Source organism: Streptomyces sp. S3(2020) (genome assembly GCF_013044505.1).
Taxonomy (GTDB): domain Bacteria; phylum Actinomycetota; class Actinomycetes; order Streptomycetales; family Streptomycetaceae; genus Streptomyces.
Genome location: NZ_JABERD010000070.1, coordinates 1 through 21,756, shown reverse-complemented (window position 1 = coordinate 21,756; position 21,756 = coordinate 1). Strand labels below are relative to the sequence as shown.

Annotated in this window: 17 protein-coding genes and 2 tRNA genes; 3 read left to right on the top strand and 16 right to left on the bottom strand. The window is 69.3% G+C overall.

What is annotated here, in order from left to right; all coding sequences use genetic code 11:
- Positions 1–20: 20 nt before the first annotated feature.
- The 7 genes from mreD to HLK59_RS22720 form a co-directional block, all read right to left on the bottom strand.
- Positions 21–701 (bottom strand): rod shape-determining protein MreD, encoded by a 681-nt coding sequence (gene mreD / locus HLK59_RS22750; RefSeq protein ID WP_171143339.1) that lies wholly within the window; start codon positions 699–701, stop codon positions 21–23.
- A 13-nt stretch (positions 702–714) separates the two neighbouring features.
- Positions 715–1,662, bottom strand: a complete 948-nt coding sequence (gene mreC, locus HLK59_RS22745) for a rod shape-determining protein MreC (protein WP_171143338.1) — start codon at positions 1,660–1,662, stop codon at positions 715–717.
- A 155-nt stretch (positions 1,663–1,817) separates the two neighbouring features.
- Positions 1,818–2,837 (bottom strand): rod shape-determining protein, encoded by a 1,020-nt coding sequence (locus HLK59_RS22740; RefSeq protein WP_030601536.1) that lies wholly within the window; start codon positions 2,835–2,837, stop codon positions 1,818–1,820.
- A gap of 295 nt (positions 2,838–3,132) precedes the next feature.
- Entirely contained in the window at positions 3,133–3,546 is a 414-nt protein-coding gene (ndk, locus tag HLK59_RS22735; protein WP_057615965.1) for a nucleoside-diphosphate kinase, read from the bottom strand.
- Positions 3,547–3,610: 64 nt separating this feature from the next.
- Positions 3,611–3,967: a DUF4233 domain-containing protein gene (locus HLK59_RS22730; protein ID WP_171143337.1), complete on the bottom strand. Its 357-nt coding sequence runs from the start codon at positions 3,965–3,967 to the stop codon at positions 3,611–3,613.
- A 9-nt stretch (positions 3,968–3,976) separates the two neighbouring features.
- Positions 3,977–5,461 (bottom strand): folylpolyglutamate synthase/dihydrofolate synthase family protein, encoded by a 1,485-nt coding sequence (locus HLK59_RS22725; RefSeq protein WP_171143336.1) that lies wholly within the window; start codon positions 5,459–5,461, stop codon positions 3,977–3,979.
- A gap of 194 nt (positions 5,462–5,655) precedes the next feature.
- Positions 5,656–8,280: a valine--tRNA ligase gene (locus HLK59_RS22720; protein ID WP_171143335.1), complete on the bottom strand. Its 2,625-nt coding sequence runs from the start codon at positions 8,278–8,280 to the stop codon at positions 5,656–5,658.
- Positions 8,281–8,416: 136 nt separating this feature from the next.
- Here HLK59_RS22720 and HLK59_RS22715 point away from each other — a divergent pair, with 136 nt between their 5' ends.
- Complete coding sequence (locus HLK59_RS22715) at positions 8,417–9,355, top strand: hypothetical protein (protein WP_171143334.1); 939 nt, start codon at positions 8,417–8,419, stop codon at positions 9,353–9,355.
- 72 nt (positions 9,356–9,427) lie between these two features.
- Here HLK59_RS22715 and clpX read toward each other — a convergent pair whose 3' ends face one another.
- The 5 genes from clpX to HLK59_RS22690 all read right to left on the bottom strand — a co-directional run bounded on the left by clpX (position 9,428) and on the right by HLK59_RS22690 (position 14,192).
- Positions 9,428–10,717, bottom strand: a complete 1,290-nt coding sequence (gene clpX / locus HLK59_RS22710) for an ATP-dependent Clp protease ATP-binding subunit ClpX (protein WP_171143333.1) — start codon at positions 10,715–10,717, stop codon at positions 9,428–9,430.
- Between the two features lie 178 nt (positions 10,718–10,895).
- Positions 10,896–11,576: an ATP-dependent Clp protease proteolytic subunit gene (locus HLK59_RS22705; RefSeq protein WP_346779796.1), complete on the bottom strand. Its 681-nt coding sequence runs from the start codon at positions 11,574–11,576 to the stop codon at positions 10,896–10,898.
- Between the two features lie 50 nt (positions 11,577–11,626).
- Positions 11,627–12,232: an ATP-dependent Clp protease proteolytic subunit gene (locus HLK59_RS22700; RefSeq protein ID WP_171143358.1), complete on the bottom strand. Its 606-nt coding sequence runs from the start codon at positions 12,230–12,232 to the stop codon at positions 11,627–11,629.
- Positions 12,233–12,532: 300 nt separating this feature from the next.
- Entirely contained in the window at positions 12,533–13,942 is a 1,410-nt protein-coding gene (gene tig / locus HLK59_RS22695; protein ID WP_171143332.1) for a trigger factor, read from the bottom strand.
- A 173-nt stretch (positions 13,943–14,115) separates the two neighbouring features.
- Positions 14,116–14,192: transfer RNA gene (locus HLK59_RS22690), tRNA-Pro, on the bottom strand.
- 130 nt (positions 14,193–14,322) lie between these two features.
- On the opposite strand from HLK59_RS22690, the gene HLK59_RS22685 reads away from it, so the two are divergent.
- Positions 14,323–14,393: transfer RNA gene (locus HLK59_RS22685), tRNA-Gly, on the top strand.
- Positions 14,394–14,447: 54 nt separating this feature from the next.
- Here the strand turns inward: HLK59_RS22685 and HLK59_RS22680 are convergent.
- The gene (locus tag HLK59_RS22680) at positions 14,448–16,586 is read right to left on the bottom strand and encodes a serine/threonine-protein kinase (RefSeq protein ID WP_171143331.1); all 2,139 of its coding nucleotides are present in this window, start codon (positions 16,584–16,586) and stop codon (positions 14,448–14,450) included.
- Positions 16,587–16,662: 76 nt separating this feature from the next.
- The gene (locus HLK59_RS22675; RefSeq protein WP_171143330.1) at positions 16,663–16,857 is read right to left on the bottom strand and encodes a hypothetical protein; all 195 of its coding nucleotides are present in this window, start codon (positions 16,855–16,857) and stop codon (positions 16,663–16,665) included.
- 583 nt (positions 16,858–17,440) lie between these two features.
- Here HLK59_RS22675 and HLK59_RS22670 point away from each other — a divergent pair.
- Positions 17,441–18,574: an acyltransferase family protein gene (locus HLK59_RS22670; RefSeq protein ID WP_346779795.1), complete on the top strand. Its 1,134-nt coding sequence runs from the start codon at positions 17,441–17,443 to the stop codon at positions 18,572–18,574.
- A gap of 21 nt (positions 18,575–18,595) precedes the next feature.
- Here HLK59_RS22670 and HLK59_RS22665 read toward each other — a convergent pair whose 3' ends face one another.
- The gene (locus tag HLK59_RS22665) at positions 18,596–19,054 is read right to left on the bottom strand and encodes an HD domain-containing protein (RefSeq protein ID WP_171143328.1); all 459 of its coding nucleotides are present in this window, start codon (positions 19,052–19,054) and stop codon (positions 18,596–18,598) included.
- The gene (locus tag HLK59_RS22660; protein ID WP_171143327.1) at positions 19,051–21,483 is read right to left on the bottom strand and encodes an FtsX-like permease family protein; all 2,433 of its coding nucleotides are present in this window, start codon (positions 21,481–21,483) and stop codon (positions 19,051–19,053) included. The genes HLK59_RS22665 and HLK59_RS22660 overlap by 4 nt, the downstream gene beginning before the upstream one ends.
- Between the last annotated feature and the right edge of the window lie 273 nt (positions 21,484–21,756).

Sequence of the window (21,756 nt, the reverse complement as noted above, 5' to 3'; positions counted from 1 at the left end):
TCGAGTGAACTCACCTGCGGTCACAGCCGCTTGACTCCCTTGATACGGCCGACGCGCGCGGTCCGGGTCCGGGCCTTGGTCTTCAGCGAGCCGAGTCCGCCGCGCTGGCCGCCGATCTTGAGACCCGTGCCGGAGGAGAGCCAGCCGGAGGAGATGTCGGTGGCCTTCTTGGCGGAGGTGTTGGTCTCCGCGAGGGGGTCGTTCTCCGCACGGCGGGCGAGCGCCATGATCCCGGGGACGACGAAGGGCGCGAGGAGCAGGTCGTACAGCGCGGCCGTGAACAGCAGGCTGCCGAGTCCGACATGGCGGGCGGCGGTGTCGCCGACGAGGGCGCCGACACCGGCGTAGAGCAGGGTCGTGCCGACGGCGGCGGCGACCACGACGAGCATCGGGCCGGTGGCCGACTTGAGTCTGCCGTTCTCCGGTTTGGCGAGCCCGGCGAGGTAGCCGATGACGCACAGCACCAGCGCGTAGCGCCCGGCCGCGTGGTCGGCGGGCGGCGCGAGGTCGGCCAGCAGTCCCGCGCCGAAGCCGACGAGGGCGCCGCCGACATGGCCGTAGACCATCGCGAGACCGAGGACGGTCAGCAGCAGCAGGTCCGGGACGGCGCCCGGGAGGTGGAGCCGGGACAGGACGCTGACCTGGAGGACCAGGGCGACGACGACGAGGGAGGTGGAGAGCAGGATCCGGTTGACACGCAAGGGGAATCAGCTCCTACTGCTCTTGCTCGAACTGGCCGTCGACAGGGGCGTTGGCGGACGGGGTCACCGTGACGGTGACGGTCGGCCGGGGGGTCGGCTTCGGCTTGTCGGGGAGCACCGTGTCGCGCGGGTCCTTCTTCGGGGCCTCGACGACGACGCCGACGATGTCGAGCTTGGTGAAGCTGACGTACGGCGTGACGTAGAGGGTGCGGGTGAGGTCGCCGCCGGAGGGGTCGACGCGGGAGACGACACCGACGGGGACGCCGGGCACGAAGGGCTTGTCGGCCTGGGAGCCGAAGGTGACGAGACGGTCGCCCTTCTTCACCTCGGCCTTGCCGTTGAGGAGTTCGACGCGCAGCGGGCGGTCGCCCTGCCCGGAAGCGAAGCCGAGCTCGTCGCCGGCCTCCATGCGGGTGCCGACGGTGAAGTCGGGGTCGTTGGCGAGGAGCACGGTGGCGGTGTTCGGGCCGACGGTCGTCACGCGGCCCACCAGTCCGTCGCCGTTGAGGACGGTCATGTCGCGCTTGATGCCGTCGTCGGAGCCGACGTCGATGGTGATGGTCCAGGAGAAGCCCTGGGCCGCTCCTATGGCGATGACCTCGGCGCCCTTGATGCCGTACTGGCCCTCGGCCGAGACGTTCAGCATCTTGTCGAGCTGCTTGAGGCGGCTGGCGTTGCGGTCGTCGCTGCCGAGTTTCGCCTTGAGGGCCGCGTTCTCCTTCTCCAGCGCGGCGAGCCGGTCGTGCCGCTCGCCGGAGTCCCGGATCGCGGAGACCGCGTTGCCGACCGGGTTCACGGCGGAGGACACACCGTCCTCGATGGGGCCGAAAACCGTGGCCGCGACCTGGCGGGCACCGTCGACCGGTGAGTCCTCCCCACCGCGGATGTCCACCGTGATCAGTGCGAACGCGATGGCGATCAGCAGCACCAGGAGCAGCCGGCTCTCTCGTGTGTCCCTCACGTGCGGCGGCCGTGCCTTCCTCATAGGAATGTGCAGTGTTCAGGTAGGCGGGTGTACAGAGGCTCGCGGATGCTTATGGGCGAGCTTATGCCTCTATATCAACGATCCGCCGTACGAGAGGAGATCATCTCGTACGGCGGAATCGAAGAGTTACGTCATCTGCGCGGCTGGGCGTCCAGCACCTGCTGGAGCGCCTCGAACTCCTCCACGCACTTGCCGGAGCCGAGCGCCACGCTGTCCAGCGGGTCCTCGGCGATGTGGATCGGCATGCCGGTCTCGCGCCGCAGCCGCTCGTCGAGGCCGCGCAGCAGGGCTCCGCCGCCGGTCAGAACGATTCCGCGGTCCATGATGTCGCCGGACAGCTCGGGCGGGCACTTGTCGAGGGTCGTCTTGACCGCGTCCACGATCGCGTTGACGGGTTCCTCGATCGCCTTGCGGACTTCGGCGGCCGAGATGACGACGGTCTTGGGCAGCCCGGAGACGAGGTCCCGGCCGCGGATTTCGGTGTGCTCGTCAGCGTCGAGGTCGTACGCCGAACCGATCGTGATCTTGATCTGCTCGGCCGTCCGCTCACCGAGGAGGAGCGAGTACTCCTTCTTGATGTGCTGGATGATCGAACTGTCCAGCTCGTCACCCGCCACGCGGATGGACTGGGCGGTGACGATCCCGCCGAGCGAGATGACCGCGACCTCCGTCGTGCCGCCGCCGATGTCCACCACCATGTTGCCCGTGGCCTCGTGGACCGGCAGGCCGGAACCGATGGCCGCGGCCATGGGCTCCTCGATGATGTGCACCTGGCGGGCGCCGGCCTGGGACGACGCCTCGATGACGGCACGGCGCTCGACACCGGTGATGCCCGAGGGGACACACACGACGACGCGCGGCCGAGCCAGATACCGCCGCTTGTGGATCTTCAGGATGAAGTAGCGGAGCATCCGCTCGGTGATCTCGAAGTCGGCGATGACGCCGTCCTTCAGCGGACGCACGGCAACGATGTTGCCGGGCGTGCGCCCGATCATCTTCTTCGCTTCGGCGCCGACCGCCAGGATGCCACCGGTGTTGGTGTTGATCGCGACGACGGACGGCTCGTTGAGTACGATCCCGCGACCCCTGACGTACACCAGCGTGTTGGCGGTCCCGAGGTCGACAGCCATGTCACGGCCGATGAACGACATTGAGTTCCCCATCAGGATTCGTCTGGCCTTCCTGGGAGCTTGAGGGCTTTTTCAGGACGGCGAAGTGGGTGCGGTGACGTGAAGGCTTCCATCGTAGTGGCGCCTACGCGAACACCGCGCGAGGGTCTTCGCCATTGTCAGCAGATGAAACGCCGCCGCGCTTGTGGAGACGGTCCATCGGGGGCACCCGTTCCCCCGATCGGCACGCATATGCCGAAGGACGGCCGAAAAGATACGGCCGTCCCAGGTCAGGCCGACGGGCGCGGTGACGGCCCGTCAGAAAAAGCCACGAAACCTACGCACGCCCGGGGAAGAAGATCTTGACCTCGCGCTCCGCGGACTCCTCGGAGTCGGAGGCGTGGATCAGGTTCTCGCGGACGATCACGCCGTAGTCCCCGCGGATGGAGCCGGGGGCGGCGGCGATCGGGTCGGTGGGGCCGGCCAGCGCGCGCACGCCCTCGATGACCCGCTCGCCCTCGACGATCAGCGCCACGACCGGGCCGGAGGCCATGAACTCCACCAGCGGCTCGTAGAAGGGCTTGCCCTTGTGCTCGCCGTAGTGCTGCTCCAGCGTGTCCTGGTCCAGGGTGCGCAGCTCCAGCGCGGTGATCTGCCAGCCGGCCTTGCGCTCGATACGGCTGATGATCTCGCCTGTCAGGCCACGACGGACGGCGTCGGGCTTGAGCAGGACGAGGGTGCGCTGGCTCACGTGAGGCTCCTTGTGATCAGAAGTGTGCGGGGTGATGAGGTTACCCGGCGTGTCCGCCGGCCGGTCACGCAGCGTCAGGTGTAGTGGAGTCCGCCTGCGCGGCGAACCTCGCCTTCGCCTCGTCGACCTTCCGCCCGTAGTGCACCGAGGCCCACCACAGCGCCGCGAAGACCGCCCCCAGGAAGAACATCGTCGGCACCACGAACCCGGAGGCGACGAGGGCGATCTGCAGGGCCCAGCCGAACGCGATGCCACCGGGCCGGGTGATCACACCGCACAGCGCCAGACACAGGAACATGGCGATACCGCTGACCGTCCACACCGTGCCCGCGGACAGGTCGTCGTCCTTCATCGCGACCAGACCGGCGAAGCCGATGATGAAGAACTCGCCGATCAGCGTCGAGGAACAGAGAGTACGCATTCTTGGGATTCAGCCCTTCCCCAGCAGCAGCCGGGCCTCGCCTACGGTGATGACGGAACCGGTGACGAGCACACCGCCGCCCGCGAACTCGCCCTCCTCCTCGGACAGCGTGATCGCGGCCTCCAGCGCGTCGGGCAGCCGCGGCTCGACCTGTACGCGCTCCTCGCCGAACACCTCGACGGCGATCGCGGCCAACTCGTCGGCGTCCATGGCGCGGTGACTGGAGTTCTGGGTGATCACGATCTCCGCGAAGATCGGCTCGAAGGCCTCCAGGAGACCTCGTACGTTCTTGTCGCCACTGGCCCCGACCACACCGATCAGCCGGCTGAAGTCGAAGGCCTCACCGATCGCGTCGGCGGTGGCCCGGGCGCCCGCGGGGTTGTGCGCGGCGTCCAGCACGACGGTGGGAGAGCGCCGTACGACCTCCAGCCGCCCCGGCGACGACACGGCCGCGAACGCCTTGCGGACGGTGTCGATGTCCAGCGGCTCGGGCCGCTGCGAGCCGACACCGAAGAAGCCCTCGACGGCGGCGAGCGCCACGGCGGCGTTGTGCGCCTGGTAGGCGCCGTGCAGCGGGAGGTAGACCTCCTCGTACTCCCCGCCCAGTCCGCGCAGGGTGAGCAGCTGCCCGCCGACCGCGACCTGCCGCGCCACGACCCCGAACTCCAGCCCCTCGCGGGCCACGGTGGCGTCGACCTCGACGGCCTTCTTCAGCAGCACCTGCGCGGCGTCCACCGGCTGCTGCGCCAGGATGACCGTCGCGTCCTGCTTGACGATGCCGGACTTCTCCTTGGCGATCTCGCCGGGAGTCTCGCCGAGCCGGTCGGTGTGGTCCAGGTCGATGGGGGTCACGACGGCGACGTCACCGTCGATGACGTTGGTGGCGTCCCAGGTGCCGCCCATCCCGACCTCGACGACGGCCACGTCCACGGGGGCGTCGGCGAAGGCGGCGTACGCCATGCCGGTCAGCACCTCGAAGAACGACAGCCGGAACTGCTGCTGGGCGTCGACCATCTCGACGTACGGCTTGATGTCGTCGTACGTCTCGATGAAGCGCTCGGCGGAGATCGGCGCCCCGTCGAGGCTGATGCGCTCGGTGACCGACTGCACGTGGGGGCTGGTGTACCTGCCGGTGCGCAGCTCGAAGGCGCCGAGGAGGGCCTCGATCATGCGGGCGGTGGAGGTCTTGCCGTTCGTGCCCGTGATGTGGATCGAGGGGTACGACCGCTGCGGCTCGCCGAGCACGTCCATCAGCGCGGCGATCCGGCTGACGGAGGGCTCCAGCTTGGTCTCGCCCCAGCGGCCGGCGAGCTCCGCCTCGACCTCGCGCAGGGCCTTGTCGACCGCGGGGTCCTCCGGGCGGGCGGGTACCTGCGCCTCCGGCGGGGTGCCCTGGGTGCGGAGGGTTCGGCTGCCGGCCTCGATGACCGCGAGGTCGGGGTCGCGGTCGGTCTCGGCGTCGATGATCTCGTCGAAGGGGTCGGTGTCGCTCACGGGGTCAGTCTACGGAGGGGGCGGTAGAGAGTCCCTATGGAGTGGGGTGGCTGGTCATTCACGGCGGCTGCGGGCCGTATGTGGCTGGTCGCGCCCACGCGGCGGAGCCGCATATCGATACAGCCCCGCGCCCCTGGGTGCGTGAAGGCCCCCGGAACCGAACAGTTCCGGGGGCCTTCAGCACCGTAAAACCCCTACGCCTGCGGCAGGCGGTCCAGCTGGGACTGGATGCGGGCGATGTCCTCGTCCGCCTTGGCCAGGCGGCCGCGGATCTTGTCGACCACGTTGTCCGGGGCCTTCGCCAGGAACGCCTCGTTGCCGAGCTTGGCCTCGGCCTGCTGGCGCTCCTTCTGTGCCGCCGCCAGGTCCTTCGCGAGGCGCTTGCGCTCCGCCGCGACGTCGATGGTGCCGGAGAGGTCGAGGGCCACCTCGGCGCCGGAGACCGGGAGGGTCGCCGTGGCCGTGAAGGCGTCACCCTCCGGCTGGAGGCGCAGCAGCTGACGGATGGCGGCCTCGTGGGGCGCCAGCGCCGTGCCGTCGAGGGTCAGGCGGGCCGGGACGCGCTGGCCGGGCTGGAGGCCCTGGTCGGCGCGGAAGCGGCGGACCTCGGTGATGACCGACTGGAGGCTCTCGATCTCCTTCTCCGCCGGCTCGTCACGGAAGCCGCTGTCCTTCGGCCAGTCCGCGATGACGACCGACTCGCCGCCCGTGAGGGTGGTCCAGAGGGCCTCGGTGACGAACGGGACGATCGGGTGCAGCAGCTTCAGCGTGACGTCGAGGACCTCGCCGAGGACCCGGCCGGAGACCTTGGCGCCCTCGCCGCCCGCCATGAACGTCGTCTTGGACAGCTCCACGTACCAGTCGAAGACCTCGTCCCACGCGAAGTGGTACAGGCCGTCGGCGAGCTTGGCGAACTGGAAGTCGTCGTAGTACGCGTCGACTTCGGCGATCGTCTTGTTGAGGCGGGAGAGGATCCACCGGTCGGTGGCGGACAGCTTCTCCGGCTCCGGCAGCGGGCCCTCGATCGTCGCGCCGTTCATCAGCGCGAAGCGGGTGGCGTTCCAGATCTTGTTGGCGAAGTTCCGGGAGGCCTGGACCCAGTCCTCGCCGATCGGCACGTCGGTACCGGGGTTGGCGCCCTTGGCGAGGGTGAAGCGGACGGCGTCGGAGCCGTACTTGTCCATCCAGTCGAGCGGGTCCACGACATTGCCGAAGGACTTCGACATCTTCTTGCCGCGCTCGTCACGGACCAGACCGGTCAGGGCGATGGTCTTGAAGGGGACCTCGCCGTCCATCGCGTAGAGGCCGAACATCATCATCCGGGCGACCCAGAAGAAGATGATGTCGTGGCCGGTCAGCAGGACGTCGGTGGAGTAGAACTTCCGCAGGTCCTCGGTCTGTTCGGGCCAGCCGAGCGTGGAGAACGGCCACAGGCCGGAGGAGAACCAGGTGTCGAGGACGTCGGTGTCCTGGTGCCAGCCCTCGCCGGCCGGCGGCTCCTCGTCGGGGCCGACGCAGACGACCTCGCCGTCGGGGCCGTACCAGACCGGGATGCGGTGGCCCCACCACAGCTGGCGCGAGATGCACCAGTCGTGCATGTTGTCGACCCAGTCGAAGTAGCGCTTCGACATGTCGGCGGGGTGGATCGCGACCCGGCCGTCGCGGACGGCGTCACCGGCGGCCTGGGCCAGCGGGCCGACCTTGACCCACCACTGCATGGACAGGCGCGGCTCGACGGTCGTCTTGCAGCGCGAGCAGTGGCCCACGGAGTGGACGTAGGGCCGCTTCTCGGCGACGATCCGGCCCTGCGAGCGCAGCGCCGCGACGATCGCGGAGCGCGCCTCGAAGCGGTCCAGGCCCTGGAAGGGACCGTGGACCGTGATGACGGCACGCTCGTCCATGACCGTGATCGACTCCAGGCCGTGGCGCTGGCCGATCGCGAAGTCGTTGGGGTCGTGGGCGGGGGTCACCTTGACGGCGCCGGTGCCGAACTCGGGGTCGACGTGGGTGTCCGCGACGACGGGGATGGCGCGGTCGGTCAGCGGCAGCTTGATCCGCTTGCCGATGAGGTGCCGGTACCGCTCGTCGTCGGGGTGAACGGCGACGGCCGTGTCACCGAGCATGGTCTCGGCGCGGGTGGTGGCGACGACGAGCGTCTCCTCGCCCTCGCCGTACTTGATGGAGACGAGCTCGCCGTCGTCCTCCTGGTACTCGACCTCGATGTCGGAGATGGCGGTGAGACACCGGGGACACCAGTTGATGATGCGCTCGGCACGGTAGATCAGCTCGTCGTCGAAGAGCTTCTTGAAAATAGTGAGAACGGCCTTGGACAGGCCCTCGTCCATGGTGAACCGCTCGCGGTCCCAGTCGACGCCGTCGCCGAGGCGGCGCATCTGGCCGAGGATCTTGCCGCCGTACTCCTCCTTCCACTGCCAGACGCGCTCGACGAACTCCTCGCGCCCCAGATCGTGGCGGGACTTGCCCTCCTCGGCGAGCTGCTGCTCGACCTTGTTCTGGGTCGCGATACCGGCGTGGTCCATGCCGGGCAGCCACAGCGACTCGTAACCCTGCATGCGCTTACGGCGGGTCAGCGCGTCCATGAGCGTGTGCTGGAAGGCGTGGCCCAGGTGCAGGGAACCGGTGACGTTCGGCGGCGGGATGACGATGGTGTACGCCGGCTTGTCGCTCTTCGCGTCGGCGGCGAAGTAACCGCGTTCTACCCAGCGCTCGTACAGCGCCCCCTCTACCTCGGCCGGCGCGTACTGGGTCGGCAGTTCGGTGTCGGGCGCTGATGGCTGCTGCTGAGCATTCTCGGTCACGGGCTCAGTTTAGGGGTGTCGCGGGCGTGTCCCGAAACGGCTTTGTTCTGTAACGGTGGGGCCCCCGATGCAATGCGTCGCCTGTGCCTGCGCCAGGATGTTCGGAACACATAAGCATCTGGAGGGGAACCCAGTAATGAGTCACAACCAGCCGGGCCCGTACGGCGGGCAGCCCCAGCAGCCCGGTCCGTACGGTCAGCCGGGCCCGTACGGCCAGCAGCCGCCGCAGGCCCCCCAGCCCGGCTACGGCTACCCCCAGCAGCCCACTCAGCCCCAGCCGGGCTACGGCTACCCGCAGCAGGCCCCGCAGGGCGTGCCCCCGCAGACCCAGCCCTACGGTCAGCAGCCGCCCTACGGCCAGGCCCCCTACGGCATGCCGCAGCCGCCGGCGCCGGGTGGCGGCAAGAAGAAGATCGGCCTCATCATCGGCGCGGTGGCGGTAGTGGCCGCGATCGCCGTCGGGGCCGCCCTCGTCCTCGGTGGCGGTGGCAGCGACTCGGCCGCCGGAGACGACGGCCCGCACAAGCTGACCACTCCGGCCACGGTCCTCACCGAGTACAAGAAGAGCGAGGGCGACAACTCCGACGGCGCGATGACCGAGGAGGATCTGAAGGACGCCGCGAAGTGGGGCGTGAAGAACCCCAAGGACGTCAACGCGTCGTACCAGGCGGGCGAGGACGCGAACAACCCGCTGGCGGGCAAGCTGCTGTCCTTCGGTGGTGTCTACGGCGAGATCGAGGACCCCGAGAAGGCGGTCGACGGGCTCTTCGCCTACATGAAGAAGGACGCCGCCGACGAGGACGTCACCTTCAAGGACGAGCCGAAGGCCTACACCCCCGAGGGGTTCGACGGCACCGTCCTCAAGTGCCAGCAGGCCACGATGAAGAACACCGAGTCCGGGGCGGGCGCGCCGGCCGAGATGAGCATGACGTACTGCATCTGGGGCGACCACAGCACGGTCGGGTTCGTGATGCCGATGGAGTTCGCCGACCTCGCGGCCGGCAAGGAGACCGACCCGACGGAGGCGGCCGCAATCACCGCCAAGCTCCGCAAGGAAGTCCGCGTCAAGATCTGACGCACCCGAACTACGAAGGGGCCCCGGTCAATTGACCGGGGCCCCTTCGTTCGTTCTTGTGCGCGGCGGGTGTTACGCCGTCTTCGCCTCTCCCGGGCCGCGGCCGTTGCGGGCGTCGCGGGGGATCAGGGTCGGGTTGACGTTGGAGTGGACGACGTCCGCGGTGATGACGACGCGGGCCACGTCCTTGCGGGACGGGATCTCGTACATGACGCCCTGGAGGACTTCCTCCATGATGGCGCGCAGGCCCCGGGCGCCGGTCTGGCGGAGGATGGCCTGGTCGGCGATGGCTTCGAGGGCCTCGCGCTCGAAGTCCAGCTCCACACCGTCGAGTTCGAAGAGGCGCTGGTACTGCTTGACCAGGGCGTTGCGCGGCTCGATCAGGATCTGGAGGAGGGCCTCGCGGTCCAGGTTGTGGACCGAGGTGATCACCGGGAGGCGGCCGATGAACTCGGGGATCATGCCGAACTTGACCAGGTCCTCGGGCATGACGTCCTCGAACTGGTCCTTGGCCTCCAGCTCACGCTTGGAGCGGATCGTCGCACCGAAGCCGATTCCCTTGGCGCCGGCCCGGGACTCGATGAGCTTCTCCAGGCCCGCGAAGGCACCGCCCACGATGAACAGGACGTTCGTCGTGTCGATCTGGATGAACTCCTGGTGCGGGTGCTTGCGTCCACCCTGCGGCGGGACCGAGGCCGTGGTGCCTTCGAGGATCTTCAGCAAGGCCTGCTGGACGCCCTCGCCGCTCACATCGCGTGTGATCGACGGGTTTTCGCTCTTACGGGCCACCTTGTCGATCTCGTCGATGTAGATGATGCCCGTCTCGGCCTTCTTGACGTCGTAGTCCGCCGCCTGAATGAGCTTCAGGAGGATGTTCTCGACGTCCTCGCCCACGTAACCCGCCTCCGTCAGCGCCGTCGCGTCGGCGATGGCGAACGGGACGTTGAGCATGCGGGCCAGGGTCTGGGCGAGAAGGGTCTTGCCGGAGCCCGTGGGGCCCAGCAGGAGGATGTTGGACTTCGCCAACTCGATCGCGTCGTCACGGCCGTTGCCGCCGCCGTTCTCGCCGGCCTGGACGCGCTTGTAGTGGTTGTAGACCGCCACGGACAGCGCCTTCTTGGCCGCCTCCTGGCCCACCACATAGCCCTCGAGGAACTCGTAGATCTCGCGGGGCTTGGGGAGTTCCTCCCAGCGCACCTCGCTCGTCTCCGCGAGTTCTTCCTCGATGATCTCGTTGCAGAGATCGATGCACTCGTCGCAGATGTACACACCAGGCCCTGCGATGAGCTTCTTGACCTGCTTCTGGCTCTTGCCGCAGAACGAGCACTTGAGCAGATCGCCGCCGTCACCGATGCGTGCCACGGTGTGCTTCCCCTTCGCCTGGGAGACGCCTAGGTCCAGCGGCTCCTGGTGCTGCCTTATTCCGACGGTACCTTGCCGGGCCCCCCGTTCGGGCCCCCCTTGGCGCGGTTCACTTTGACGTGCAGCGTGTCAAAGCACACGAACCGGGCCAAGGGGCGGCAGACAATACAGCCTCCGACTAGCGGACGGCTGCGTTGTTCATCTTCCGAGTGGAGATGATCTGGTCGATCAGACCGTAGGAGAGCGCCTCCTCGGCCGTGAGGATCTTGTCGCGCTCGATGTCCTCGCGGATCTTCTCGATCGGCGTGGTCGAGTGCTTGGCCAGCATCTCCTCCAGCTGCGCGCGCATCCGGAGGATTTCGTTGGCGGCGATCTCCAGGTCGGAGACCTGACCGCGGCCGGTCTCGCTGTAGGGCTGGTGGATCAGCACACGGGCGTTCGGCAGCGCCATGCGCTTGCCCGGCGTACCGGCGGCCAGCAGGATCGCCGCGGCGGAGGCCGCCTGACCCATGCAGACCGTCTGGACGTCCGGCTTCACGAACTGCATCGTGTCGTAGATCGCGGTCAGCGCGGTGAAGGAGCCACCGGGGCTGTTGATGTAGACCGAGATGTCACGGTCCGGGTCCATCGACTCCAGGCACAGCAGCTGCGCCATGACGTCGTTGGCGGAGGCGTCGTCGATCTGGACGCCGAGGAAGATCACGCGCTCCTCGAAGAGCTTCGCGTACGGGTCGTACTCGCGAATGCCCTGCGAGGTGCGCTCGACGAAGCGCGGGATGACGTAGCGGGACTCCGCGGAGGGACCCGTGTACTCGGCGCGCGTGCGGTCGTACAGGCCGCTGCCGGGGTAGTCGTTCACTTTCTGTCTCCTAGAGGCTGAGGCGGTCGGCTGAGGGCTTGCAGGGGGCCTCAGGCCCCGGTGCCGCCGCCGCCCGGCATGTTGGCGGCCGTGGTGATGACCTCGTCGATGAGGCCGTACTCCTTGGCCTCGTCGGCGTCGAACCAGCGGTCGCGGTCGGAGGCGCGGGTGATCTCCTCGAACGACTGACCGGTGTGCTGGGAGGTCAGCTCAGCCATGCGCTTCTTGGTGTGCAGCAGCCGCTCGGCGTGGATCTTGATGTCCGAGGCCGAGCCGGCGAGGCCGGCGGAGGGCTGGTGGATGAGGATCTCGGCGTTCGGCAGCGCGAAGCGCTTGCCGGGGGTGCCGGCGCTGAGCAGGAACTGGCCCATGGAGGCGGCGAGGCCCATGGCGATCGTCACCACGTCGTTCTTGATGTACTGCATGGTGTCGTAGATCGCCATGCCGGCCGTGATCGAGCCGCCGGGGCTGTTGATGTAGAGGTAGATGTCCTTGTCCGGGTCCGCGGCAAGGAGCAGCAGCTGTGCGGTGATCTTGTTCGCGATGTCGTCGTCGACCGGCTGGCCGAGGAAGATGATCCGCTCGTTGAGCAGCCGGTTGTAGACCTGGTCGCCGAGGCCACCACCGAAGTTGGGCTCACCGGCGGCGGAGGGCATCAGATTCGTCACGTATCCACCTGCTCGTCTTACGACGGCGCCGGGCCGTCTTCACGTGTTCCCTGTGGGCTGGAGCTGTTCGGGGACTCCACTGCCCTCGTATTCATGGACCCTAACGCGCTGGTCCCTTCGGGGAATCCCGGATACGGGGCTGTTCGCCGGGGGCGTAGCGTCGTGGTGACTTTTCGTACATGGGCGGCTGCGGGTTGTCTGTGGCCCGTCGCGCCGCCCCAGGTGACAGGACGGGCCCCCGGGAAAGTCCCCAGGGGCCCGTCCTACGACCTGCTCGGTGCCGTGGGCTCAGCCCTCGGTCTTCTCCGTGTCGGCGTCCGTGGCGTCCGCCTCGGTGGCCTCGGCGGCGACCTCGGTGGCCGTCTCCACCTCGTCGACCTCGTCCTCGTCGTCCAGGTCGATGACCTCGCCGTTGGTGTCCTTCACCGTGGCGGCCTCGACCACGACGGCCAGGGCCTTGCCGCGGGCGACCTCGCCGACGAGGAGCGGAACCTGGCCGCCCTCGACGACCGCCTGGGCGAACTGGTCGGGGGACATGCCGGAGGAAGCGGCGCGACGCATGAGGTGCTCGGTGAGCTCCTCCTGGTTGACGTTCAGCTTCTCGCGCTTGACCAGCTCGTCGAGGACGAACTGGGTCTTGATGCCCTTGACCGCGGCGTCCTTGGTCTCGGTCTCGAACTCCTCGACCGTCTTGCCCTGGATCTCGAGGTACTTCTCGAGGTCGAGGCCCATCTGGCCGAGCTGGTGGTGCTCGAGGTTGTGCTTACGGGTGTTGACCTCGTCCTCGAGCAGCTTCTCGGGGACCGGGACCTCGACCAGGTCGAGCAGCTTCTCCAGGACGCGCTCCTGGGCCTGCGTGGCCTGGTCGTACTGCTTCATGTTCTCGAGGCGCTTGCGGCTGTCGGCCTTGAGCTCGTCGAGGGTGTCGAACTCGGAGGCGAGCTGCGCGAACTCGTCGTCCAGCTCCGGCAGTTCGCGGGCGGCGACCTGGGTGACCTTGACGGTGACCTCGGACTCCTTGCCGGCCGCGGAGCCGCCCTTGAGCTCGGAGGTGAAGGTGGCCTCGCCACCGGCCTCCAGGCCCTTCACGGCGTCGTCGATGCCCTCGAGCAGCTCGCCGGAGCCGATGGTGTAGGACACACCGCTGGCGATGCCGTCCTCCAGCACCTCTCCGTCGACCTTGGCCTCCAGGTCGATCGTGATGACGTCGCCGTCCTCGGCGGCACGCTCGACCGGGGAGGTGGAGGCGAAGCGCTCACGGAGCTGCTCCACCGACTTCTCGACGTCCTCGTCGCTGACCTCGACGGCGTCGACCTCGACCTCGATGGAGGAGAAGTCCTCGGGGAGCTCCAGGGACGGACGGATGTCGACCTCGGCGGTGAAGTTCAGCGTGTCGCCGTCCTTCAGCTCGGTGATGTCGACCTCGGGCTGGCCCAGGACGTCCAGCTCGGCCTCGTTGACCGCTTCGGTGTAGAACTTCGGAAGCGCGTCGTTGACGGCCTCCTCCAGCACAGCACCACGGCCGAACCGCTGGTCGATGACGCGGGCCGGGATCTTGCCCTTGCGGAAGCCCTTCACCGTGACCTGCTGGTTGATCTTCTTGTACGCCGCGTCGAGGCTGTCCTTGAGCTCCTCGAAGGGCACCTCGACAGTGAGCCGAACCCGAGTCGGGTTCAGGGTCTCCACGGCGCTCTTCACGGTTCGGTCTCCTTGTGGCTGACTTCTTGGATTCTGCCGGGGCCAGAACGGCTCCGGCGGATTAGCCGCCCTGAGGACTACATCAGACGAGAGACACACGGGCGCGCAGCTTGCATAGTAACCGCAGCGGCTACACGCCCCAAAAGGCGATCAGGAATGAAGATCACTGCTGATGGTCGGGGTGGCGGGATTTGAACCCACGGCCTTCCGCTCCCAAAGCGGACGCGCTACCAAGCTGCGCCACACCCCGTCTGGTGCGACACGTAGGGTACATGCCCGCAGGCAGCACAGCTGCCGCATTTACGGGGTGTGCGGCGAGGGGTCCCGACCCGCTACGATGCCTTCTGTGCCGCGGTCGTCCGACCTGCGGCGCGTCCTGTGCGGGCGTAGCTCAATGGTAGAGCCCTAGTCTTCCAAACTAGCTACGCGGGTTCGATTCCCGTCGCCCGCTCTGTACTGCGAAGGGCCCGGTTCCTCGGAACCGGGCCCTTCGTGTCGTACCGGGTCAGAGGGTTCGTACGTCCACGGTGTACACGGAGCGGATGCCGTACGGGACGTAGAGGGCGTCGCCGACGAGGACCGGTGGGGCGGCTATGACGGGGAAGTCGATGGTGCCGCCGTCGTCCCGGCCGCCGCGGGTGGCCTCGACGGCTCCGGTGCCCAGGTCGAGGACGGCCAGGCGGCCGCTGACGGACGAGATGTAGAGGTGGGTGGCCGAGGCGGTGGGAGGACCCGCCTGCTCCACTCCCGAGTCGCTCGCCCAGAGCTGCTCACCGGTCCGCGGATCGACCGCGCGTACGCCGCCGGTGGGGAGCGTGAAGTAGAGCCTGCCGCGCAGGAGGGTCGGGGTGGAGCCCTCGGGCTGGGGCTCGGACAGCCGCACGCTCGTCCGGATGTGGGACGAGGCGTTGATCAGGGTCAACGAGCGGTGCTCGCCGGTCGTGCCGAGCACGATCAGACGTCCGTCGGCTTGTCCTACGACGTCCTTGTCCCCCTTGAGCCGCACGGTCCAGCGGGCCTGTCCGGTCGCCGGGTCGAGCTGGGAGATGTCCGTGGCGGCGACCTCGTCGTCGTCCCACTTCTGGCAGACCAGGTACCCGTGCCGGGCAGCGCTGCGGAGCAGGCATATCTGCGCGTTCGGCTCGGGGAACCGCTGCTTCCAGCGGATCCTGCCGTCGTCGGCGCCGAGCAGGGCGTACTCATCGCCCTTCTTGCCGTAGGCGGTGATCACGCCCTCGGGCACGGCGACGGAGGCGCCGTGGTCGCTGCTCGGTTCCTCGGCCTCGTCGCTGTCGCCGGTGACCGTCTTCCAGATCACCTTGCCGGTCTCGGCGTCCAGGGACTGGACCGTGAAGCGGGTCGGGGTCACCTCTTCGTCGGCGACGGGCCGGTCGTCGGCGCCGTAGGCGTACACGCGGCCGTCGCGGGCGCCGATGATCGTGCCCCCGGCCGAGCTGCTGGTGCCGATGTCGTCGGCCGTCCCGTCGATGGGCAGGCTCCAGGTGTTGCGGCCGTCCGCCAGGGCGAAGCGGGTCGCCAGGACCTCGTCGCCCGCGCACACCAGGGACGCCCCCTCGGAGACGACACAGCGGTTGAAGGGGGCGTCGGTCGACACCGGCTCCTTGTCGACGCTGGGGTCCTTCGCCTGCGCGTGCCAGGTCTGCCAGCCGGCCGGCAGGTTCCCGGGGGCCGGGTCGTCGCCGGCGAGGGTGATCGTGGTCGTCGTCGCGATGGCCGCGATGACCACGGCGCCCGCCACGGCGGCCGCCCAACGGCGACGGCCGGGCCTGCCCGCGGCGACCGGGGTGTCGTCCGTGGGGCGAGGGGCGGGGAAGTCGCCGTCGCGCAGCAGCCGCAGCAACTCGTCCGCCGTGGCCCGGGACTTGGGTTCCTTTTCCAGACAGAGGCGGATGAAGGGGAGCAACTCGGCGGGGACGCCGTCGAGTTCGGGGGTGCCCTCGACCACGCGGATCGCCGTCTCGTACGGGCTCGGGCTGTCGAAGGGGCCACGGCCCGACGCGGCGAACGCGACCACCGCGCCCAGCGAGAAGATGTCGGCCGCCGGGCCCACGTCCTGGGGCGCCGAGAACTGTTCCGGGGACATGAAGGGCGGGGTGCCCATCACTCGGCCGGTCTGGGTGAGGACGTCGGAGGCGGCGAACTCGGTGGCGCGGGAGATGCCGAAGTCGATGACGCGGGGGCCGTCGTCGGCGAGCATCACATTGGCCGGTTTCAGGTCCCGGTGGACCACGCCCGCGCGGTGGATGTCGCGGATGGCCTCGGCGAGGCCCGCGGCGAGTCCACGGAGCCGGGGCAGCGGCAGCGGGCCGTTGTCGCGTACGTAGGTGCCGAGGTCCGAGCCCGGTATGTAGAGCGTGGCCATCCAGGGGCGCGCCGCGTCGGCGTCCGCGTCCACGACCGGAGCCGTGAAGGCGCCGCTGACCTGGCGGGCGGCGGCCACCTCACGGCGGAACCGGGCGCGGAACTCCTCGTCGTCCGCGTAGTGCCCGTGCACCACCTTGACCGCGAGACGGCGGCCGGAGGCGGAGCGGGCGAGGTAGACCACGCCCATTCCGCCGCTGCCCAGCCGGTCCTCGATGCGGTAACCGCCCGCCTCCGCCGGGTCCGAGTCGCGCAGCGCCATCCCCGTACGTCCCCCCGTTGCCCGCTTCCGGCCCCCGTGACCGGACGGGCCAGCCTAGCTCCACGGGTCAACGGGGTCAGAACTGGATCGAGTTGATGGTCTCGGCTATCGAGTTGAGGAAGCGCTGGATGTCGTCGGCCATGCCTGTCGAGGCGAGGAAGAAGCCGAACAGCACGGCCACCACGGCAGGTCCGGCCTTGAGGGATCCGCCACGGATCAACACCACCATGATGATCCCCATCAGCAACACCACTGACAGCGAAATGGCCACAACTGATCACACCCTCGGTCGGTCCGCTCTCCCGGCCCGGGGGTGCCAGCCCCGCACACCCCCGCCAGAACCATCGTGCCACCAACCAAGCCGCTGTATGCGGCGGGTGATGCATCGTTGACCACACCTGTGCCTGAACTGTGCGGCGCCGCCCGGCCCCACGGCCGGCCCTTCATGGCCCGCACAACAATTCGAGAGTGCACCCACACAGGTAATTCGACTGGATCGTTTCGGTCTCCACACATCCTGTTCGCAGGTAATTCCAATAGTCGCCGCACCCACAGGAAGCGGACATTCCACAGGAGTCGCCTGCTGGTCTTATGCCCTATTTAGTCGGGATGAATCACCTCAAGTTGACGCTTGCCGTGACCATAACCCTTACCCGACAGGTGTGTTGACCGTCACGTTCACAGGACGTCAACCGCGCGATTTCCTGGGCACCCGAAGCGAATAACCAGGAATGACCTCGCGGGTTTTACGAAAACCCACAGACAACGCTAGGGTGCCTCAGATGTTCCACGCTGCCTCGTCCCCCGCACGCGGCAGAGCGCCGCTCCCCCCTGCCCAGCCGTCGGCATCAGGAGTGCCGAGCCCGCGCTCGCCCCTCAAACAGCAGAACGAACAGCCGGCCAAGCCCGCCGGCAAGCAGCGCGACTCCTTCTTCGACAACGCCAAGTACCTGGCGATCGTGCTGGTGGCCGTCGGTCACGCCTGGGAACCGCTCAAGGGCGACAGCCGGATCCTGGAGGCCGCGTACACGGTCGTGTACTCGTTCCACATGCCGGCGTTCATCATCATCTCCGGCTTCTTCTCGCGCAGCTTCGACATGCGCCCGGACCGGCTGCGGCGCCTGATCACCGGTGTCGCGGTGCCGTACATCGTCTTCGAGACCGCCTACGTCCTCTTCGACCGGGTGGCCGGCGACGACCCCGGCAAGGACATCAGCCTGCTCGACCCCTGGTACCTGACCTGGTTCCTGTGCGCGTTGTTCGTCTGGCGGATGATCACCCCCGTCCTGAAGGCGGTCCGCTGGCCGCTCCCCTTCGCACTGGGCCTCGCGATGCTGGCGTCCGTCGCGCCGTCGATCGGTGACGACCTGGACCTCCAGCGGATCCTTCAGTTCCTGCCGTACTTCGTGCTGGGCCTGTGCATGAGGCCCGAGCACTTCCACCGGGTGCGCACCCGCGCGGTGCGGATCCTGTCGGTGCCCGTGTTCGCGGCCGCGCTCGCCGTCGGCTGGTGGGCGGTGCCGCGCATGAACACCGCGTGGTTCTACCACCGGGACGCCGCCCAGGAGTTGGGTGCGCCGTGGTGGGCCGGGCCGGTCATGGTGCTCGCGATGTTCGGCTGCTCGCTGCTGCTGACCGCCTGCTTCTTCGCCTGGGTGCCGCGCCGGAGGATGTGGTTCACGGCACTCGGCGCGGGCACGCTGTACGGCTATCTGCTGCACGGCTTCCTGGTGAAGGCCGGTGACTACCAGGGCTGGTTCGACCACCCCTGGCTGCACCGCCCGCTCGGCGAGATCGCCGTGAGCGTCCTCGCGGCCGCCGTCGTCACCGTGCTGTGCACGAAGCCCGTGCGGCGGGTCTTCCGGTTCGCGATGGAGCCGACGATGGCGTGGGCCTTCAAGCAGGACGCCGCCGAACTGGCAAGAGAACGCCAGAAGCAGGAGCGCCGGCAGGAGCGCGGCGATCAGCGCGAGAAGGTCCTCGCCTAGCCGTCACACCCCGGACAGTCGTCACACCCCCAGACCGAGAAGGGCGCGCATCCGCGCGTACTTCTCGGTCAGTCGTTTCCGGGTCTCCTCGCCGAGGACCGCGAGGCGCTCCGGGTCGGCGTTGTGCGCCAGGTCCGACTCCTTCACCAGCAGCGCGCCGGGAGTGGCGAGGATCCGCCCCGCGTACCCCTCGGGCGGCTCCCCCGCCCGCTTGGTGACCGCGAGCACGATGTCCTTCGTACGACGGCTCAGCGCGGCCTCCTCCAGCCAGTTCGCGGAGAGCGCGTCGTCCTCGACGGCGTCGTGCAGCCAGGCGGCCGCGATCTGCTCGGCGTCACCACCCCGCGCACGCACCCCCTCGGCCACCGCGTGGAGATGTTCGGCGTAGGGCCGGCCCGCCTTGTCGGTCTGGCCCTCGTGGGCGGCGCGGGCGAGGGCTTCGACCTCGGTCAGGGTCAGGGTGCGCGGTACGTCGGTCACGGGTCCAGTGTCTCCCCGCGCAGCGCCGCGCGGGCCGGAAGGCCGGCCGCGGTCAGGCCCAGGACGACGATCGCCCCGACGAGTGAGCCGTACACCAGCGGCGGGATGTACGGGCCCTGTCCCGTCAGTCCGTTCATCATCGGGACGAGCGTGGCGAGCGCGATGGCCGTGCCGAGGACGATGCCTGCGACGGCGACCAGGAGGGCCTCCCAGCGGATCATGCGCAGCACCTGGCGGCGGGTGGAGCCGATGAGGCGCAGGGTGCCCAGTTCGCGGCGGCGGTCGAGGACCGTCATCACCAGGGTGTTGCCGGCGGCGACGGCCGCGAAGCCGCCGAGGACGGCCGCCATGACGTTGTTCGCCCAGGCGTTGAGCTTGCGGTCCACGGACTGGGCGGTGGTGTGGTCGGCGCGGGCCAGGACCGTGCCGAGCTCCTCCAGACCGGCTCCCGTACCGCCCTTGGTCCACAGTTCGGTGTCGAAGGCGGAGGTGACATGGGTGGCGAGGCCGGCGCGGGCCATCGTCACCTGCGACAGGCCCATGCCCCGTCCGTACGTCGCCACGATCCTCGGCTCGGCCTTCGTGCCGTCGGGCAGCCGGATCGGGAGACGGTCGCCGACCTCGGCGTCCGCGTTGTCGGCCAGGGAGGCGTCCACGGCGATCTCGCCGGGTTCCAGGGAGAGTCGGCCGTCCTTGACGTCCAGATCCTGTACGGCCCTCAGATCGGCCACGGAGCCCGTGACGCCCTGTGCGGTGGCCGACTCCAGCGCGCCGCCGGAGCCCGGGACCAGCACCGAGGCCTTCAACAGACCGACGGCGGAGGTGACTTCGGGAGCGCGTTCGGCCCGTCGTACGGCGTCGGGGGCCAGACCCGGGCCGTCGGCGGTGACGATGTGGTCGGCGATGATCCCGTCGCGCTGCTGCTCGGCGGTGACATGGTCCTCGCTGGAGTGTAGGAAGAGCAGCACCGAGGAGAACGCCGTCGCGAGCACGATCGGGGTGATCGCGGAGGCCAGGCGGCGGGCGTTGGTACGGGAGTTGGCGGCGGCGAGCACGGCGGAGGCGGAGGCGCCGCGCAGCGGGAGGCCGAACAGGGCGGCGCAGGCGCGGGCGATCAGCGGGCCGAGCAGGGCCACGGCCAGCATGAACAGCATGACGATGCCGAGCGCGGCGTTGGCCGCGTCCTCGCCGGTCGTCGAGGCGGCCAGGCCCGCGCAGACACAGCCGCCGGCCGCCGCGGCGATGCCGAGCGGGGTGCGGATCCAGCCGACGCGCAGCCGCTCCACGGACGCCTCGCTGAGCGCCTGGCCCGGCTTGATGCGGGAGCTGCGGTGGGCCGCCATGTATCCGGCGAGCAGCGCGGTGACGAGTACGGCGCCGACCGCGGCGACGAGGGGGATCCAGGAGACGGCCAGGTCGACGGGGCGTGGTACCGCGCCCCGGTCGCGCAGCTGCCCGAACCACCAGGCGGCCAGGGCGACTCCGGGCACACAGCCGGCCACGCCGGCGACCGGGGCGACCAGGAGGGCCTCGGTGGCGATGGAGCGGCGGATCTGGCGCGGGCTGGTGCCGATGGCGCGCAGCAGGGCGAACTCCCGGGCGCGTTGGCCGACGGCGAGGGCGACGGTGCCGGCCGCGGTGAACATGGCGACCATCGTGGCGGTGCCGCCGAAGGAGGCGCCGAGGGCGATGAGGACCTCCTTGCCCTCGTCGAGGGTGGGGTCCTGCACGGTGCCCCGGTCGGCGCCGGTGTGGATCTTGGCCTTGCCGCCCAGGGCTCGGGCCACCTGGGCGGCAAGGGTGTCGGTGGGGACGCCGGGCTTCGGGAGCACGGCGATGGCGTCGATACGGCCCGGGTGCCCTGAGAGCCGTACGGCTTCCTCGTCCGCGAACCAGGCCTGCGCGGAGTCCGTGGTGCCGGAGACACGGTAGGTGTGGGTTCCGGCCGGGGTCGTGAGGGTGACCTCGTCGCCGATGCCGGCCCGGTTCAGGACGACTTCGCCGGGGGCCGTCGGTGCGCGGCCCGCCGTGAGGTGTTCGCCGCTGAAGGCGGTGGCGGACCAGTTGTGGGCGGTGAGCGCTTCGCCCCGGGGCCCGGCCACCGGGAAGGTGACGTCCGCCACGGCCGTGCGGGCACCGGGCACGCCGGCCGCCTTCGTGACCAGGGCGGCGTCGAGGCGGGCGCGGTCCGGGACCGGTTCGCTGTCGGCGCTGTCGCCCTTGCCGTAGTGGGCCTTCTGGTCGGCGGCGGCCACGACCGGGGCGTTCGCGTAGCGGCCGGGCGGGACCTTCGCCCGTATGCCCGTCTCCAGCAGGATGCCGCACGCCGACACGACCAGCGCGGCCATGGCGAGGGCGACGAACGTGCCGACGAACGCGGAGGGACGGAAACGGAGCGCTGCGCGGGCGAGGCCGTTGGGGGCGAACATCAGGGGTCCCTCCGGGTCAGGGGCGAGTACGCCCGGCCTCCGGCCGGGTCAGGATTCCCACCCGCACCGCCTGTGCGGCTTTCGTGATCGGGTGCGGGCGGGGCCTGTGGGAGGCGAGCGGCGACGGTGGGTGCGGGGGCGCGAGGGCGCATGGTCCCCCCAGGGTCGTGCGTGCTGAGGGGGCATCATGCGCAGCGCGGGGACGTCGTATGGGGCGTGCGGCGACGAAGTGACCCCGAACGAGTGAACACCTCGCGGATGGCCACAACGGAA

What these genes read in the sequence shown, in the direction of transcription:
- HLK59_RS22680 (WP_171143331.1), bottom strand. Translation starts at nt 16,586, where the DNA reads ATGGCGCTGCGCGACTCGGACCCGGCGGAGGCGGGCGGTTACCGCATC.
- HLK59_RS22730 (WP_171143337.1), bottom strand. Translation starts at nt 3,967, where the DNA reads ATGCGTACTCTCTGTTCCTCGACGCTGATCGGCGAGTTCTTCATCATC.
- HLK59_RS22715 (WP_171143334.1), top strand. Translation starts at nt 8,417, where the DNA reads ATGAGTCACAACCAGCCGGGCCCGTACGGCGGGCAGCCCCAGCAGCCC.
- HLK59_RS22660 (WP_171143327.1), bottom strand. Translation starts at nt 21,483, where the DNA reads ATGTTCGCCCCCAACGGCCTCGCCCGCGCAGCGCTCCGTTTCCGTCCC.
- HLK59_RS22700 (WP_171143358.1), bottom strand. Translation starts at nt 12,232, where the DNA reads ATGCCCTCCGCCGCCGGTGAGCCCAACTTCGGTGGTGGCCTCGGCGAC.
- HLK59_RS22740 (WP_030601536.1), bottom strand. Translation starts at nt 2,837, where the DNA reads ATGTCGTTCATCGGCCGTGACATGGCTGTCGACCTCGGGACCGCCAAC.